This is a genomic window from Microbacterium aquimaris (assembly GCF_039531285.1).
Taxonomy (GTDB): domain Bacteria; phylum Actinomycetota; class Actinomycetes; order Actinomycetales; family Microbacteriaceae; genus Microbacterium; species Microbacterium aquimaris.
Genome location: NZ_BAAAPT010000001.1, coordinates 682774 through 698153, shown reverse-complemented (window position 1 = coordinate 698153; position 15380 = coordinate 682774). Strand labels below are relative to the sequence as shown.

Annotated in this window: 17 protein-coding genes; 11 read left to right on the top strand and 6 right to left on the bottom strand. The window is 69.0% G+C overall.

All coding sequences use genetic code 11. From position 1 onward, the window contains the following. Positions 1-23: 23 nt before the first annotated feature. The gene (purD, locus tag ABD204_RS03265; RefSeq protein ID WP_194423253.1) at positions 24-1295 is read right to left on the bottom strand and encodes a phosphoribosylamine--glycine ligase; all 1272 of its coding nucleotides are present in this window, start codon (positions 1293-1295) and stop codon (positions 24-26) included. 193 nt (positions 1296-1488) lie between these two features. Here purD and ABD204_RS03260 point away from each other — a divergent pair, with 193 nt between their 5' ends. Together ABD204_RS03260 and ABD204_RS03255 are read left to right on the top strand one after the other, a co-directional pair. After that, a complete protein-coding gene (locus ABD204_RS03260) occupies positions 1489-1860 on the top strand; it encodes a sterol carrier family protein (protein WP_194423252.1) in 372 nt (123 codons plus the stop codon). A gap of 54 nt (positions 1861-1914) precedes the next feature. Further along, complete coding sequence (locus ABD204_RS03255; RefSeq protein ID WP_194423251.1) at positions 1915-2214, top strand: potassium transporter Trk; 300 nt, start codon at positions 1915-1917, stop codon at positions 2212-2214. A gap of 4 nt (positions 2215-2218) precedes the next feature. Here the strand turns inward: ABD204_RS03255 and ABD204_RS03250 are convergent, their stop codons facing one another. Then, positions 2219-2827, bottom strand: a complete 609-nt coding sequence (locus ABD204_RS03250; protein ID WP_194423250.1) for a zinc-binding alcohol dehydrogenase — start codon at positions 2825-2827, stop codon at positions 2219-2221. A 51-nt stretch (positions 2828-2878) separates the two neighbouring features. Here ABD204_RS03250 and purM point away from each other — a divergent pair, with 51 nt between their 5' ends. Beyond that, positions 2879-4024, top strand: coding sequence for a phosphoribosylformylglycinamidine cyclo-ligase (gene purM / locus ABD204_RS03245; RefSeq protein WP_409263971.1), 1146 nt, complete (start codon positions 2879-2881; stop codon positions 4022-4024). A gap of 5 nt (positions 4025-4029) precedes the next feature. Continuing rightward, complete coding sequence (gene purF / locus ABD204_RS03240; protein WP_194423248.1) at positions 4030-5490, top strand: amidophosphoribosyltransferase; 1461 nt, start codon at positions 4030-4032, stop codon at positions 5488-5490. Between the two features lie 153 nt (positions 5491-5643). Here the strand turns inward: purF and ABD204_RS03235 are convergent, their stop codons facing one another. Then, positions 5644-5835, bottom strand: coding sequence for a DUF3073 domain-containing protein (locus ABD204_RS03235; RefSeq protein ID WP_194423247.1), 192 nt, complete (start codon positions 5833-5835; stop codon positions 5644-5646). A gap of 157 nt (positions 5836-5992) precedes the next feature. On the opposite strand from ABD204_RS03235, the gene ABD204_RS03230 reads away from it, so the two are divergent. After that, positions 5993-6532: a universal stress protein gene (locus tag ABD204_RS03230; RefSeq protein WP_194423246.1), complete on the top strand. Its 540-nt coding sequence runs from the start codon at positions 5993-5995 to the stop codon at positions 6530-6532. Between the two features lie 3 nt (positions 6533-6535). Here ABD204_RS03230 and ABD204_RS03225 read toward each other — a convergent pair whose 3' ends face one another. Next, positions 6536-7138 carry a PadR family transcriptional regulator gene (locus tag ABD204_RS03225; RefSeq protein WP_194423245.1) on the bottom strand — a complete coding sequence of 201 codons (603 nt, stop codon included), beginning with the start codon at positions 7136-7138 and terminating at the stop codon, positions 6536-6538. Further along, positions 7138-8007, bottom strand: coding sequence for a DUF4097 family beta strand repeat-containing protein (locus ABD204_RS03220; protein ID WP_194423244.1), 870 nt, complete (start codon positions 8005-8007; stop codon positions 7138-7140). The genes ABD204_RS03225 and ABD204_RS03220 overlap by 1 nt, the downstream gene beginning before the upstream one ends. A gap of 161 nt (positions 8008-8168) precedes the next feature. Between ABD204_RS03220 and ABD204_RS03215 the strand changes: the two genes are divergently transcribed. Further along, a complete protein-coding gene (locus tag ABD204_RS03215) occupies positions 8169-8939 on the top strand; it encodes a MerR family transcriptional regulator (RefSeq protein ID WP_194423243.1) in 771 nt (256 codons plus the stop codon). 63 nt (positions 8940-9002) lie between these two features. On the opposite strand, the gene ABD204_RS03210 is transcribed toward ABD204_RS03215, so the two are convergent. Further along, on the bottom strand, positions 9003-9167 hold the full coding sequence (locus ABD204_RS03210) for a hypothetical protein (protein WP_194423242.1): 165 nt from the start codon (positions 9165-9167) through the stop codon (positions 9003-9005). A 238-nt stretch (positions 9168-9405) separates the two neighbouring features. Here ABD204_RS03210 and ABD204_RS03205 point away from each other — a divergent pair, with 238 nt between their 5' ends. The 5 genes from ABD204_RS03205 to ABD204_RS03185 all read left to right on the top strand — a co-directional run bounded on the left by ABD204_RS03205 (position 9406) and on the right by ABD204_RS03185 (position 15260). Then, on the top strand, positions 9406-9672 hold the full coding sequence (locus ABD204_RS03205; protein ID WP_322597495.1) for a DUF7218 family protein: 267 nt from the start codon (positions 9406-9408) through the stop codon (positions 9670-9672). 6 nt (positions 9673-9678) lie between these two features. Then, complete coding sequence (locus tag ABD204_RS03200; RefSeq protein ID WP_194423241.1) at positions 9679-10641, top strand: DNA topoisomerase IB; 963 nt, start codon at positions 9679-9681, stop codon at positions 10639-10641. A gap of 26 nt (positions 10642-10667) precedes the next feature. Further along, on the top strand, positions 10668-11081 hold the full coding sequence (locus tag ABD204_RS03195) for a fluoride efflux transporter FluC (protein ID WP_322597494.1): 414 nt from the start codon (positions 10668-10670) through the stop codon (positions 11079-11081). Then, entirely contained in the window at positions 11078-11452 is a 375-nt protein-coding gene (locus ABD204_RS03190) for a fluoride efflux transporter FluC (RefSeq protein ID WP_194423240.1), read from the top strand. Before ABD204_RS03195 ends, ABD204_RS03190 begins: the two co-directional genes overlap by 4 nt. A gap of 115 nt (positions 11453-11567) precedes the next feature. Further along, positions 11568-15260, top strand: a complete 3693-nt coding sequence (locus ABD204_RS03185) for an efflux RND transporter permease subunit (RefSeq protein ID WP_194423239.1) — start codon at positions 11568-11570, stop codon at positions 15258-15260. The last annotated feature ends 120 nt before the right edge of the window (positions 15261-15380 follow it).

Here is a 15380-nt window from a genome sequence, read left to right as displayed (position 1 = left end):
AGGGGGCGGCCAGGGAGTGCGGGTCAGAAGTCGGCGGCACGCGCCGCGATGTCTCGGCGGTGTTGCCCGCCCTCGAGGTCGATGGCCTCGACCCCGAGGTACACCTGACGCCGTGCATCGGCGAGGGTCGATCCCACGCCGACGACGTTCAGCACGCGACCGCCGGTGGCGAGGAACTGCCCGTCGTGCAGCGCGGTGGCGGCGTGGGCGAGGTGGACCCCGTCCACCTGCTCGGCTTCTTCGAGTCCGGTGAGGGTGCGTCCGGTGACGGGCTCGACCGGGTATCCCTCGCTCGCGATCACGACCGTCACCGCGGCGTCGTCGGTGAAGGACGGTCGGTCGTGGTCTTCGAGGTGGCCGGATGCGGCGGCCAGGAGCAGCTCGGACAGCGGGTCCGCCAGTCGAGGCAACACGACCTGCGTTTCGGGATCGCCGAAGCGGGCGTTGAACTCGATGACCTTCACGCCGGTCTCCGTGAGGATCAGGCCGGCGTAGAGCAACCCGATGAAGGGGGTGCCCTCGGCATCGAGGCGGCGGATGACCGGTTCGGCGATCTCGCGTGTGACGAGGTCGACGAAGGCGTCCTCTCCACCGAAGCCGTCGGCGAGCCAGGGGAGGGGAGAGTAGGCCCCCATACCGCCGGTGTTGGGGCCGGCGTCGCCGTCGGCGAGACGCTTGAAGTCCTGTGCCGGGCTCAGCGGCAGCACGTGGTCGCCGTCCGAGAGGAAGAAGAGGGACACCTCAGGTCCGGCCAGGAACTCCTCGATGAGGACCGGCCCGCTCGGAAGGTACTGGGCGGCGTGGGCAAGCGCGGCGTCACGATCGTCCGTGACGATGACACCCTTTCCGGCGGCCAGACCGTCGGCCTTGACCACGTGCGGGGCGCCGAGCTCGTCGAGGGCCGCTTCGACCTCCGCGGCGGTGGCGGCGCGGACCGCGCGGCCGGTGGGCACGCCGGCCTCGTCCATGATGCGTTTCGCGAAAGCCTTCGAGCCTTCGAGCTGTGCGGCGGCGGCGCCGGGACCGAACACGGGGATGCCCCGTTCGCGGAGCGCATCGGCGACACCGGCGACAAGGGGCGCCTCCGGGCCGACGACGACCAGGTCGACCGCGTGCTCCTTCGCGAAAGCGGTCACCGCGCCCGGGTCGTTCGGGTCGAGGTCGACCAGGGTGGCGTCGCGCCCGATCCCCGCGTTCCCGGGGGCGGCGAGGATGTCGTGCGCGGCCTGCTCTGACCGCAGGGCGAGGATGATGGCGTGCTCGCGGGCACCGGAGCCGAGAACGAGGATCTTCACCCCGCCAGCCTAACGGCGGCTCCCCGGCTCCCGTCTGCCCCTCGTCCTCCGGCCCGAACTCAGGCTGGTGGGCGGCCGCGGGCCGGATTCGACCGGGTTTCGGGTGGGGACGTCACACCCAGCCTGAGTTGCGGCCGGGGCCGGTCCGATGCCGGGCATCGTGTGTCGAGGCCCGCGGGGTTAGCCTCGGGGGATGGCTCGCAAGATCACGACGGACGACGGTCGCGCGGCCCTCGCAGCCGTGGACGATGCCGCGGCCGCCGGGGCCCAGCCCGCGCGCGCGGACCTGGGTACGGCCGTGCGCTACCTCCTGCAGCTGTTGGCCGAGAAGGCACCGGGTACGTCGGTCGAGGTGCGGGTGCCGCCCTTCGGTGCCGTCCAGGTCGTGGAGGGTCCCCGCCACACCCGTGGCACCCCGCCGAACGTCGTGGAGATCTCCCCCGCCCTGTGGGTCTCGCTCGCCACGGGGAAGTCGTCGTGGGCGGATGCGGTGGACACCCCCGACCTCGGCGCGTCGGGCATCCGCGCGTCCGAGATCGCCGCGCTGCTTCCCCTACGCCCCTGACCGGCACCCGGGGGCCTTCGGGACGGGCACAGCCTCAAGTGGGATGATGGACCCATGGACGAGAACCTCACCGTGCGCCGCGCGCCCAAGTACGGCGTCTTCCTCGCTCTCGGCGCGGCCCTGGGCATCGTCGCCGCCATGGTCCTCACGTTCTCGTTCAGCGGCACCTTCGATCAAAGCCCCAACACCGGCCTGGTGTACGACCAGGGGCAGGTCTTCGGATTCCTGTTGCTGATCTGCATCCCGCTCGGCCTGGCGATCATGGGCGGACTCGCCCTGATCCTCGATCGCACCGTGGGCCGTCGCACCCGTGCGGTGCGGGTCGACCACACCGTCGACCACGACGTCGCCTGAGGCCTCACGCCAGTTCGGCGATGATCGGGTGGATGGCGGCGTCGAAGGCCGCCACGTCCCCCCGGAGTCCGTCGGTGACCGCGATGGTCAGCGAACCGATCCACCACACACCGCGCTGGGTGAGGGGAAGCACCTGCACGTTCAGTTCGAACGAGTGGGCGCGGCGTCCCACGGCCCGTTCGTGCTCCGCGATCGCGCTCGCATAGGCGCGGTAGGCCGAGTGCGTGCCGCTGGACGAGGTGTGCCGATAGCGTTCCATGGCGGATCGGGAGTAGGCGAGCGCCTCGGCGGCGTGCGGGACCACGGCGCTGCGCAACGTGTCGCAGCCCTCGACCGGAAGCGCCAGGAGGGTGTCGAACCCGTCGACGAGGTCGAGCGGGACGGACGAGGGGTGTGCCTGAGGTTCGACGGTCATCGCCCAGTACTCGCGCCATTCGTGCTCCAGCCGCAGGTGCCGGTCATCGGGTGCCGCCGGCGGTGCGGTGGGGACGCCGCGGAGGGCGGGGAGTTCCTCCGGTGGGCGGATGCCGAGAGCGTGCCGCAGGTAGAGCGCGAGCAGCACCGGCCGGCCCGCGTCTTCGCGGACCACCCACTCCGGCCCCCCGGCGTTCATGCGGCCATTGTAGGGCCGGGCGGGTCGGCGGGATCGGGGTAGGCTGTGACCGTGGCCTCACCCTCGAGCGAAGCCTCCGCGAACCCCTATGCCCAAGCCGGTGTCGACACCGCTGCGGGCGACCTCGCGGTAGAGCTGATGAAGTCCGCCGTCCGACGCACCCACGGTCCCGAAGTCCTCGGTGGCGTCGGCGGCTTCGCCGGACTCTTCGACGCGTCCGCGATCCGCGACTACCGTCGCCCGCTGTTGGCGTCCAGCACCGACGGTGTCGGGACGAAGGTCGCGATCGCACAGGCGATCGACAAACACGACACGATCGGCCTCGACCTCGTGGGCATGGTCGTCGACGACATCGTGGTCGTGGGTGCCAAGCCGCTGTTCATGACGGACTACATCGCGTGCGGCAAGGTCGTGCCCGAGCGCATCGCCGACATCGTCGCCGGCATCGCCCGTGGGTGCTCCGAGACGGGAACCGCCCTCGTGGGCGGCGAGACCGCCGAGCACCCCGGTCTTCTCGGTCCGGCCGACTACGACGTCGCGGGGGCCGCGACGGGCGTCGTCGAGGCGGACGCCGTACGTGGTGCGGAGCGTGTGCAGGCCGGAGACGTCGTGCTGGCGTTGGCATCCAGCGGCCTGCACTCCAACGGATACAGCCTGGTGCGCCATATCGTCTCCGGCGCGGGCGTGCAGTACGGCGACCGGGCCGCAGACTTCGGCGACAAGACGTGGGGAGAGGTGCTCCTCGAACCCACCCGCCTGTACACCCGCCCGCTCCTTGAGACGATCGCCGAGACCGGCGACGCCGTGCACGCCCTCAGCCACGTCACCGGCGGCGGCATCGCCGCGAACGTCGCGCGCGTCCTCCCTCGGGGGACTTGGGTCGACATCGACCGCTCGACCTGGGCGCCGCCGACGGTCTTCCAGGTCCTCGCCGAGCTCGGCGGCCTCGACATCGCCGCCACCGAGGGGACCTGGAACCTCGGAGTCGGGTTCGTCGCTGTCGTCGCCGCGGAGCACGCCGGACAGGCGGCATCGGCCTTGAACCGGGCCGGCATCGCCACATGGCAGATCGGCGTCGTGGGTGACGGGCGACGACCCGAGGGTGACTACGAGCAGGGCGCGAAGGGCGTCGACGGCGGTGCCGTGCGCCTGGTCGGCGCCTACGGCGACGACGTCGTCACGGACGGAGACAGCTGACACCCATGTGCGGAATCGTCGGGATGGTGGGCCGCGGGCTCGTCAACCAGGAAATCTACGACTCCCTCCTCCTGCTGCAGCATCGCGGTCAGGACTCCACCGGGATCGCCACGGCCGAGCCGTCGGGGATCTTCCATGTCCGCAAGGCGAAGGGGCAGGTGCGCGAGGCGTTCCGCACCCGCGACATGCGCTCGCTGTTGGGCAACCTCGGTCTCGGCCACGTCCGGTACGCGACCAAGGGCACCGCCGGGAACGAGGAGGAGGCGCAGCCGTTCTACGTCAACGCGCCCTACGGCATCGTGTTGGTCCACAACGGCAACTTGACGAATACGCGAGAGCTCACCGAGGAGCTGTTCCGCAAGGATCGCCGCCACCTGAACACGACGAGCGACACGGAGTTGCTCGTGAACGTGCTCGCGAACGAGTTGCAGTCCTCGATATCCGGTCTCGACCTCGATCCCGAGCAGATCTTCCAGGCCGTCACGCGGGTACACGAGCGCGTCGAGGGGTCGTATGCGGCGATCTCGTTGATCGCGGGATATGGGCTCCTGGCCTTCCGTGACCCCTACGGCATCCGGCCACTCATCCTCGGTACGCGCCGTGCCTCGGACGGGACGTACGAGTGGGTCGTCACGAGCGAATCGCTCGTGCTCGAGAACGGCGAGTTCGAGGTCGTGCGCGACGTCATGCCCGGGGAAGCGGTCTTCGTCGACCTCGAGGGCAATCTGCACACGCGTCAGTGCGCGACCGAGACCACGCTCGCGCCGTGCTCGTTCGAGTACGTCTACCTCGCCCGCCCTGACTCGGTCATGAACGGCATCTCGGTGTACGAGGCACGCCTTCGCATGGGGGAGCGGCTGGCCGACACGATCGCCAAGCACACGCCGCGCGAGGCGATCGACGTCGTCATGCCCATTCCGGATTCGTCCCGCCCGGCGGCGATGCAGGTGGCCCGCAAGCTCGGGATCGAATACCGCGAAGGCTTCTACAAGAACCGGTATGTGGGCCGCACCTTCATCATGCCGGGCCAGGCGGTGCGGAAAAAGAGCGTGCGGCAGAAGCTCAATGCGATGTCGAGCGAGTTCAAGGGCAAGAACGTGTTGCTGATCGACGACTCGATCGTCCGCGGGACCACGAGCAAGGAGATCATCCAGATGGCCCGGGACGCCGGTGCCAGGACGGTCACGTTCGCGTCCGCCGCGCCGCCGGTGCGCTTCCCCCACGTGTACGGCATCAACATGCCGTCTCGTCACGAGCTGGTCGCCCACGGGCGGACGATCCCCGAGATCGCCGAGGAACTCGGGGCCGACTACATGGTCTATCAGGAGGTCGAAGACCTGAAGGCGGCCATCCTCGAAGGCACCGACATCGACGACCTCGACCTGAGCTGTTTCGACGGGCGTTACGTCACCGGCACCGTGACCGAGGAGTACCTGGCCTGGGTGGAAGGCTCGCAGGAGAGCTGACCGGTGGGGCCCGCGGACCGCATCGCGGCGACGGCGGAGAGACGCCTCGGCCGGGCCGTGCGAGAGCGCACGATCTCATCGCGGTCGGGTATGCGAAACAGCGCGTTGCCTGGTGGCACGCGCTGTGTCCGCGTCAGATTCGGATGACGGAGGTCACGCTCGCTCGAGCGATTCCTCGTCTTCGTCTTCGTCTTCGTACTGGTCGGCCCACTTGTCGACGTAGTTGTCCTCGTCGCTGTGGGTTGCGAGCTCGCGCTCGAGCGCAGCATAGTTCACGCTCGGACTGAATGATTTCAGCTCACGAGCGATCTTGGTGTGCTTCGCCTTCTGACGGCCACGCCCCATGCCTGACCCCCTCATATCTGAGTTGCGGGCTGTGTGCTCTTCGCTACCACGGCCCGGGCATTTCGAAATCCGGAATCGAACCGGGAAGAGTAGCATTCAGAATATCACGGCGCCCCCAGCCGCGGCGGTGCCGGCGGCAGAGGAGGACCAGCGACATATGGCCGAAGAGGAATCCGACAAGGCGCTCGACGTTCAGCTCCCCGAGGGAGTCCACGGTGCGGTGATCGTCGGCATGGTCCCCGACCTGCCCGACCGCGTCCTCAAGGAGGCTGGGCGGTACGCCTCGCTTCTGGGGGCGCACCTGCTCGTGGTGCACGTCGACGTGACGCGTTTCGTCACCTACGAGGACCCCGACGGGTACGTGCACACCGCGCCCATCGACATCAACATCGCCGCAGGGGAGACCGATCTGGCCGAGGTGACCCGCATGGCCAACGAGGTGCTCGAGGGGCATGACCTCGACTGGAGTGTGCGGCAGCTCGTGGGCGACCCGGCCCTGGCGATCAAGCACCTCGCCGAACAGGTGGACGCGAAGCTGTTGGTGGTCGGCACCCGCAAGCGTGGTCTCGGTGAGTCCATCCGTGAGTTCTTCACGGGATCGGTCGCCGCGCGACTGACCCACCGGCAGCACCGACCCGTCCTCGTCGTGCCGATCGGGGAACCCGTGGGCGACGACGAGGAGATCTGGCCGGCCTGACCGTCAGCCCGCGAGGGAGCGGGTCACCTCGCGGGCGATGTCGTCGAGGCCGGCGACGATGTCGTCGACGAGGGCCTCGGTCAGGTCACCGCCCCGGGCGACATGCGTGCGCAGGTCCGCGCGCATGCGTCCGCGGAAGTCGTTGACGGCCGCATCCGCACGCTGAAGCTGTTCCCGGCTGCGGGTGCGTGCGTCCTCCGGCGCGGGCTCGCCGTCTGGTCGCTGTTCCGCACCGGCCGCGGCGAGGTCGGCGCGCAGGCTCCGCATCGCGTCGCGCACGCTGCCGCGCACCTCGTCGGCGATCAGGCGCACCGAGTCGGCCAGTCCGGCTTCGATCCCGGCGAGGTCATCCCGGCGTGCCAGGACCTCGGCGTGGCCTGTTTCGGTGATCTCGTAGATGGTTTTGCGTCCGTCGACGGTCTTGCTCACCAGGCCCTCTTCCTCGAGCTTGGCCAGCCGCGGGTAGATGGTGCCGGCGCTGGGTGTGTAGGTGCCGCCGGTGCGGTCCGAGAGCGCCTGGATGATGTCGTAGCCGTGTCGAGGGCCGTCATCGAGCAGGTTCAGCAGGTAGAGGCGCAGGTCGCCGTGCGAGAAGACGGGGGGCATCACCGGGCTCCTTCCGTGTCGGTGTCGGCGGCAGAGCGGGCGGCCGGGTCGGTCGAGGCCGCGCCGTCCCGGCGCACCAGGGTCAGATCGCCGGAGACCGAGTTGGTGCGGATGTCGGCGAACATGCCGCTGAGTTCGCCGGACGAACCGGTGTAATTGGTCGGCCCCGAACCGGAGCGGACCACCCCGTCGATCTGAACGCGACCGCTGACGCTGCGGGCCACCACGTTCACCGGTAGGGAGTGGTCCAGTCGCACCGTGGCGTTGCCGCTGACGGTGTTGAGGCCGATCGCATGGGTCGGTCCGGTCGAGTCGACGACCATGGCCCCCGACACGGTGTCGATGGATGCCTTCCGGATCTCCCCGGTGGCGGCGATGTCGCCCGAAACGCTGTTGGCGCTGAGGGTTCCGACGAGTTCGCGGATCTGCACGTCGCCCGAGACGGCGTTGATCGACAGGTCGCCGTCGAGGCCGTCTCCGATCACGTCGCCGGAGACGGTGTTCAATCGCGAGTCGCCCCGGACGCCTGAGACGAGGGCGCTGGCGTTGACGACTCCCAGGTTCAGTGCGACGGCGCGGGGCACGACGACGCTGATCTCGGCCTTCGGGCCGCTTGATCCGAAGTTGCGGAACACCTCGAGGAAGTTGTCCCAGCGCAGCTGCGGATGGTCGATCTCGACGGCGTCTTCGTTCGCCTCGATGCGCAGATCCTTCACGGTCACCCCGTGCACCTCGATGCGGGCGCCGGGCTCGTCGTGGGCGATCACGTCGATCTGACCGCCGACCATGCCGATCTTCAGCGAGCGCACGTCGTCGAGGTCGATCACGCGTGTCTCTCCCGGGTGGATGATCCACTTCTCCAGAGCCATGTCCGTCTCCTTCTCGCGAGCCCCATACTCGCGATATATCGTGACGCCGACGGTAACACGATATATCGCGATTTTCCAGATCTCCTGAGAAGTCCTCTCCGTCGCGGTTGACATTGACGCTACGTCAACCCCTAGCGTGGTGGCGTCAGGAAGGAGAGGGCATGGAGTGGTCGATACAGCAGATCGCGCGGCTGGCCGGGACGACCAGTCGCACGCTTCGCCACTACGACGCGATCGGGCTCCTTTCGCCGTCCCGCATCGGCGCCAACGGATACCGCCACTACGACGGTGACGCGCTGGTGCGGCTGCAGCGGATCCTCCTTCTGCGTGAACTCGGAATCGGGTTGCCGCAGATCGCGGAGGTGCTCGAACGGCGCACGTCGCCCGAGGACGCCCTCCGCGTCCACCTGGAATGGCTACGTCGTGAGCGCGAGCGCACGTCGCGGCAGATCGCCTCGGTCGAGGCGACGATCGCATCGCTGGAAGGAGGTGAACAGATGATGGCCGAGAAGATGTTCGACGGATTCGACCACTCGCGACATCGTGAGGAGGTCGAACAGCGCTGGGGGGCCGACGCGTACGCGCGCGGCGATTCCTGGTGGAGGGGCATGAAGCCCGACCAGAAGGCGCAGTGGCAGGAGAATGCGGCGCAACTGGCGCGCGACTGGGTCGCCGCCGCGGAGAGCGGCGTCGACCCCGGATCGCCCGAGGCCCAGGACCTCGCCGGCCGCCACGTGCAGTGGCTGACCGGAATCCCCGGCACGCCGGCCGCCGAGCCCGGCGGAGACGTCAAGGGATACGTGGCGGGCCTGGCCGACATGTACGTCGCGGATCCGCGCTTCGGCGCGAACTACGCCACGGCGGACGGCGGCACGGAAGGCGCCGAATTCGTGCGGGACGCCCTCCGCGTCTACGCCGAGGCGCACCTGTGACGCGCATGAACGACGGATGCCGCGACCCCGAGGGGCCGCGGCATCCGTGTCACGAGACGGAAGTCAGGGGCGCTTGCTTCCGCTGATCACCCGGAACAGCAGGGCGATGAGCGCGATGATGCCGACGATCAGCGCCACCCAGAGCAGCCAGCTGAGTGCTTCGCCGAGACCGCCGACGATCGCGAGAACGATCGCGACGACGATGATGATGATCAGTGCGAGGTTCATGAAAGTCGCTCCTCTTCGAATGGTCGACGTGCGCCTTGTGCGGCAGGTCGCATGCCTGGTCGGCACCTATAGACCGTTGCACCACCGCCGGGATAGCCCCAGGGGGTTGACGTGCCGAGAACGCCGGTGATAGCTCATCCGGCGCGGGCGCGAGTGACGGTCGACGTGCGCTGTCAACCCCGATGAGACCAGCCGCCCGCGGCAGTAGCGTCGCCACCATCGAACGGAGGAGGACATCGTGCCCGAGGGACGTGGAGCCAACCTGAAGAATCGCGACATGTACGAGGAGTTGCGGAAGGACGGCGCGTCGAAGGAGAAGGCCGCGCGCATCTCCAACGCCGCCGCGAACGACGGGGAGAGCACCGTCGGTCGCCGCGGCGGTCAGTCCGGTAGCTACGACGACTGGACCGTCGATGAGCTCAAGGGTCGCGCGAAGGAGCTCGGGCTCAGTGGCTACTCCGACAAGCGCAAGGCGGAGTTGATCTCCATGCTCCGCGAGCACTGAGCCTACGTGGCCAGACTGGTCCGGGTGCATCCCGCGGATGACCCGGGGATCACCCGCGTGCGCTCGCGCAACGGATTCCGGTACGTCGATCCGAGCGGGCAGGACATCGATGCCGCTGACCGTTCCCGCATCGAGCAGCTCGTGATCCCGCCCGCTTGGCAGGACGTCTGGGTGTGCACGGAGGACTTCGGCCACATCCAGGCCGTGGGCGTCGATGACGCCGGACGGCGTCAGTACATCTACCATCCGCAATGGCGCGCGCGGCGGGACAGCCGCAAGTTCGCCCGGGCCCTTGATCTCGCCGGCGCGCTCCCGCAGGCGCGTCGTCTCGCCACGAGGGCGTTGCGCCGCGAGTCGCTCGACCGTGAGCGGGTGCTCGGTGTCGCCTTCACATTGCTGGACGAGGGCGCGCCGCGGATCGGCTCGGCTCGCTACCTCGAGCGGCACGGGAGTCGGGGTCTCACCACTCTGCAACGTCGCGACGCCGCGGTCGAGGGCGTCGTCGTCACGCTCTCCTTCCCTGCCAAGAGCGGGCAGCGCGCCCGCATACGGATCGAAGACGCTGACCTCGCGACGGCCATCGCGGAACTGGTAGTCGGGCGCGCGCGATCGCCTCTGCTCGGCTATCGGAAGGGGCGCCGCCGTGTGTCGCTGAACCCCGCCGAGGTCAACGCCCACGTGCGGTCGCTGACCGGAGGAGTGTTCACGGCGAAGGATTTCCGTACCCTGCGAGGCACGATTCTGGCCGCCGACGCACTTGCGCGCATGGGCACCGTCGACACCGAGCGCGATCGCAAGCGGGCCGAGGCACTCGCGGTGCGCGTGACCTCCGAGTCGTTGGGGAACACCCCGGCGGTTGCCCGCGGCTCGTACATCGATCCGCGCGTGTTCGCCCGGTATGCCAAGGGTGACCTGCTCGACCTGAACGTGATGCCGGAGTCGGCGATCCGCCGGCTCATCCTCGGCTGAATCCCCCTCGGGACTATCGTGGGCGCGTGACCCGCTCCCCGCTCGTGCGCCCGCGCATGCTCGCCGCGGTCATGGCGGGAGGCGCCGTCGGCGTGGCATTCCGCGAGCTCGCGCTTCTCCCCGCCACGGCCATCGAAGAGCCGTCCGCCGTGACGCTCGCGACCCTGGTCATCAACGTCGCCGGCTCCTTCCTCCTCGGAGTCGTCGTTGTGACGCTCGGCGATCGGCACCCGGTGTGGCGCGGGTTCGTGGGCACCGGGATGCTCGGAGGATTCACCACGTACAGCGCCTTCGCCGTTCAGAGCGCGGTGGCGGTCTCGACCGCCCCCGTGCTCGCGGCAGCGCTGGCGCTCGTCGCGGTCTCCCTCGGCCTGGTCGCCGCCTTCGCGGGGATCTGGGCGGCACGCGGCATCCGCAGAGCGTTCGGGAGGGCGGTGTGAGCGTCTTCCAGCTTGTCGTGGTCGCCGTCGCGGGTGGGGTCGGGGCGGGTCTGCGCTACTCGGCCGACGTCCTGATCACGGGCGGGGCGAGGGAGCGGTTCCCGCGGGGGATCTTCTTGGTGAACGCGGCGGGGTCGTTCGCGCTCGGCGTCGTGACCGGTCTGTCCGCCCACATCCTGTCTGCCGACGCGGTCGCGGTCCTCGGCACGGGGCTCCTCGGCGGGTTCACGACCTTCAGCACCGTCTCGGTCGACACGGCGCTGATGTTCCGCGATGGACAGGCGCGGCGCGCGGTGTCCAACCTCGTCGGAACGGTCGTGGTGTGCGTCGCCGCAGCCTCGGCGGGAATCGCGCTCGCGGCACTCGTGTGATCCGCGGGAACGGGGGATACCCCCGGCGATCGCCCGCTCAGCCCGTGGAATACTGAGACGGATACATCCGAGTATCGTCGTCCCGCTCCACAGCCCCCGATCTCCAAGGTGACATGTGTCGAACCTCGCCGTCCTGAGTCTCAAGAACCGCGCGCTGATCGCCCTGATCACCATCGTCGCCGCCGTATTCGGTGGCATCGCGCTCAACGGGCTCAAACAGGAACTGATCCCGTCGATCGAGTTCCCCGCCCTGATCGTCGTGTCCACCTACCCGGGCGCATCGCCGGAAGTGGTCAACACCGACGTCTCGACGCCGATCGAGTCGGCCATCCAAGGAGTACCGGGGCTGGAATCCAGCACGGCCACGAGCACGACCAACGCGTCCATCGTGCAGGCCTCGTTCGCCTATGACACCGATCTGGGCACCGCCGAGCAGAAGATGACGCAGGCGATCAACCGCATCTCGTCGCAGTTGCCGGACGGCGTCGAGCCGACCGTGATCTCGGCGAGCATCGACGATCTGCCGGTCATCCAGCTCGCGGTCACCGGCTACGACGACCCCGACACCATCCAGTCGGAACTCGAATCGGTCGTCATCCCCGACATCGAAGACGTCGACGGGGTCGATGAGGCCGGCATCGTCGGCGCGATCGGCCAGCGCATCACCATCACGCCCGACGACGCCGAGCTCGCCGCCGCGGGATACTCCGAGCAGGCCATCTCCGACGCACTCGAGCAGAACGGCGTGCTCTTCCCCGGAGGTGAGATCACCGAGGACGGCGAGACCCTCACGGTGCAGACGGGCGTGAAGATCACGTCGGTCGAGGAGGTCGGTGAGTTGCCGCTCGTGCCCGGCGACGCCGAGCAATTGCAGGCCGGTCTGGTCACGATCTCCGACGTCGCCGACGTGCAGCTGACCGAAGACCCCCGGACCAGCATCTCCCGTGTCAACGGCGAGCCGGCGCTGACGATCGCCGTCACCAAGCTCCCCGCCGCGAACACCGTCGACGTGTCGCACGGGGTGACGGCTCTGCTGGCGGGCTTCGAAGACAGCCTCGGGGCGCAGTTCACCGTCGTGTTCGACCAGGCGCCGTACATCGAGGAGTCCATCGAGACCCTCGCGGTGGAGGGGATGCTCGGGCTGGTCTTCGCGGTCCTCGTGATCCTCCTCTTCCTCATGTCGGTGCGCTCGACCCTCGTCACGGCGATCTCGATCCCGACGAGCGTGCTCATCACCTTCATCGGCATCCAGACCTTCGGCTACTCGCTGAACATCCTCACCCTGGGTGCGTTGACCATCTCGATCGGGCGCGTCGTCGACGACTCGATCGTGGTCATCGAGAACATCAAGCGCCACTACGTCGGCGATGCCGACAAGAAGCAGTCGATCCTGCTCGCGGTCCGCGAAGTCGCCACCGCGATCACCTCTTCCACGATCACCACCGTGGCGGTGTTCCTCCCGATCGCCTTCGTCGGCGACATCACCGGGGAACTGTTCCGACCGTTCGCGTTGACGGTCACGATCGCGATGCTGGCTTCACTGCTGGTGGCCCTCACGATCGTCCCCGTGCTGGCGTACTGGTTCCTCAAGCCCGGCAAGCCGGTGCTCGACGAAAAGGGTCGGGCGATCGACCCCGAAGACCCGGCCGCCCCGCCGACGCGCCTGCAGAAGGGCTACCTGCCGGTGCTGCGCTGGACGCTGCGGCACTCGTGGGTGACGCTCACCCTCGCTGTGCTCGTGCTCGGGGGAACGGTCGCCGCAGCCCCGTTCATGAAGACGAACTTCCTGGGTGACTCGGGACAGAACACGTTCACCATCAGTCAGTCCATCGGTGCCGCGCCGAGCCTCGACGCCGAAGCGGCCGCCGCCGAGCAGGTCGAAGCGGAACTGTCGGACATCGAGGGGATCGAGACCGTCCAGGTCTCGATCGGCACGACCGGTTCGTCGCTGAACGACGCGTTCTCCGGCGGTGGTGCCGGCGTCACCTACTCGATCACCACCGACGAGGATGTCGACCAGGTCACCCTCCGCGAAGAGGTCACCGAGGTGCTCGGCGACCTCGAGGGTGCCGGCGACATCACGGTGTCGGCGTCGGGCGGGGGCGGCTTCGGGTCGAGTGACATCGCGATCGACGTCACCGCGCCCGACTCGACAACGTTGCAGGAGGCGACCGACGAGGTCGTCGCCGCGATCGGCGACCTCGACGACATCAGCCAGGTCTCCAGCAACCTGTCGGCCTCGCTGCCGTACATCGCCGTCGTCGTCGACCGCGATGCGGCCGCCGAGCGCGGACTGTCCGAGGTCGCCGTGGGCGCGCTCGTGTCGAACACGATGCAGCCGCAGTCGATCGGGTCGATCGAGATCGACGACACCGCGGTGACCGTGTACCTCGATGCCCCCGACGCACCCGTCACCCTCGAGGAACTGCGCGAACTGCAGATCCCCACGGCGACCGGTCCGATCGCGCTCGACGAGATCGCCTCGGTCGAGGAGACCGAGGGACCGACCTCCATCACGACCGCACGCGGGCAGCGCACCGCGACCGTCACGGTCACTCCGTCGACCGATGATCTGACCGCGGCGACGGCGAGCGTCACCACGGCACTGGAGGACATCGACCTGCCCCAGGGGGCGGATGCTGAGCTCGGCGGCGTCGTCACCCAGCAGACCGAGGCCTTCACGCAGCTGGGGCTGGCGCTGCTCGCAGCCATCCTGATCGTCTACATCGTCATGGTGGCGACCTTCAAGTCTCTGCGTCAGCCGCTGCTCCTGTTGGTGTCGGTGCCGTTCGCGGCCACCGGCGCGATCCTCCTGCAGATCGCCACCGGGGTGCCCCTGGGTGTGTCGTCGCTCATCGGTGTGCTGATGCTCATCGGCATCGTCGTCACCAACGCGATCGTGCTCGTGGACCTCGTCAACCAGTACCGCGAGAAGGGTCTGTCGGCCCATGACGCCACCGTCGCGGGCGGCGCACGGCGTCTGCGTCCGATCCTCATGACCGCACTCGCGACGATCTTCGCGCTCACGCCCATGGCGCTGGGCATCACCGGGCAGGGCGGCTTCATCTCGCAGCCGCTGGCCATCGTCGTGATCGGCGGCCTCGTCTCGTCGACGGTGCTGACCCTGCTCGTGCTCCCGACGCTGTACAACCTCGTCGAGGGCGCCAAGGAGCGACGGATCGCCCGTCGGGCCGCGAAGGCGGGCGCGTCAGGCGCCGTGGACGAGCGTGAATCCGTGCTCGTCGGTGATGAGGACGGTTCGCACAACGAGGACGGGGTGTTCGAGACCCGCCGCGAGCGCCGTGAGCGGCTGGCCGCCCTCGCCGCCGCATCGGCGGTACCGGCTGCATCGGCGGCGGAGGTCGCGGAAGTGGACGTGCCGATGATCGAGGAGGCGCCCGACGTCGAGGTCTCCGTCGACGAGCCCGCACCGGTCGATGCGGCAGCCGCGGCGGATCCGGAGGCGATCGAGGCGATCGAGGCGACGACGGTCGAGGCCGCCGTGGATACGCCCCCGCTCGAGCAGGCCCCCGATGTCGAGGTTCCCTCGACCGCGGAGGCGCCCGACGCGGCATCGCCGGACGCGTCGTCGGATGACCTCGGCCAGGAGACCGACGCCGACTCCGCGTCGTTGTCCGACGCCGAGGACGTGGCGCACGCCGCCGGCGGCCCCGAGGATCTCGCCGCGGACGCGGAAGGCCCCGCCCCGGTCACGCAGGATGCGGACGCCGACGATGCGTCGGATGTCGCTCCGGCCGGCGAGGGGGAAGCCGCGCCGCACGATCCCGAAGACGGTCCCCGCGATTGAGTGGTGGGGCGATCGCCGCAACAGGTGATCGCCCCTCACGCGCGCTACGGCGCGGAGCGGGCGTGGGTGCCGTCACACCTGGCGACGAGGCTTCGGGAAGGGTGATCCGGAGAAGATCGT

Bases quoted from the DNA above. Each gene is read 5' to 3' on its own strand.
- ABD204_RS03235 (WP_194423247.1), bottom strand. From the start codon at position 5,835: ATGGGGCGTGGCCGTCAGAAGGCGAAGCACACCAAGATCGCTCGTGAG.
- ABD204_RS03255 (WP_194423251.1), top strand. From the start codon at position 1,915: ATGGACGAGAACCTCACCGTGCGCCGCGCGCCCAAGTACGGCGTCTTC.
- ABD204_RS03210 (WP_194423242.1), bottom strand. From the start codon at position 9,167: ATGAACCTCGCACTGATCATCATCATCGTCGTCGCGATCGTTCTCGCG.
- ABD204_RS03230 (WP_194423246.1), top strand. From the start codon at position 5,993: ATGGCCGAAGAGGAATCCGACAAGGCGCTCGACGTTCAGCTCCCCGAG.
- ABD204_RS03215 (WP_194423243.1), top strand. From the start codon at position 8,169: ATGGAGTGGTCGATACAGCAGATCGCGCGGCTGGCCGGGACGACCAGT.
- purF (WP_194423248.1), top strand. From the start codon at position 4,030: ATGTGCGGAATCGTCGGGATGGTGGGCCGCGGGCTCGTCAACCAGGAA.
- ABD204_RS03260 (WP_194423252.1), top strand. From the start codon at position 1,489: ATGGCTCGCAAGATCACGACGGACGACGGTCGCGCGGCCCTCGCAGCC.
- ABD204_RS03225 (WP_194423245.1), bottom strand. From the start codon at position 7,138: ATGCCCCCCGTCTTCTCGCACGGCGACCTGCGCCTCTACCTGCTGAAC.
- ABD204_RS03250 (WP_194423250.1), bottom strand. From the start codon at position 2,827: ATGAACGCCGGGGGGCCGGAGTGGGTGGTCCGCGAAGACGCGGGCCGG.
- ABD204_RS03220 (WP_194423244.1), bottom strand. From the start codon at position 8,007: ATGGCTCTGGAGAAGTGGATCATCCACCCGGGAGAGACACGCGTGATC.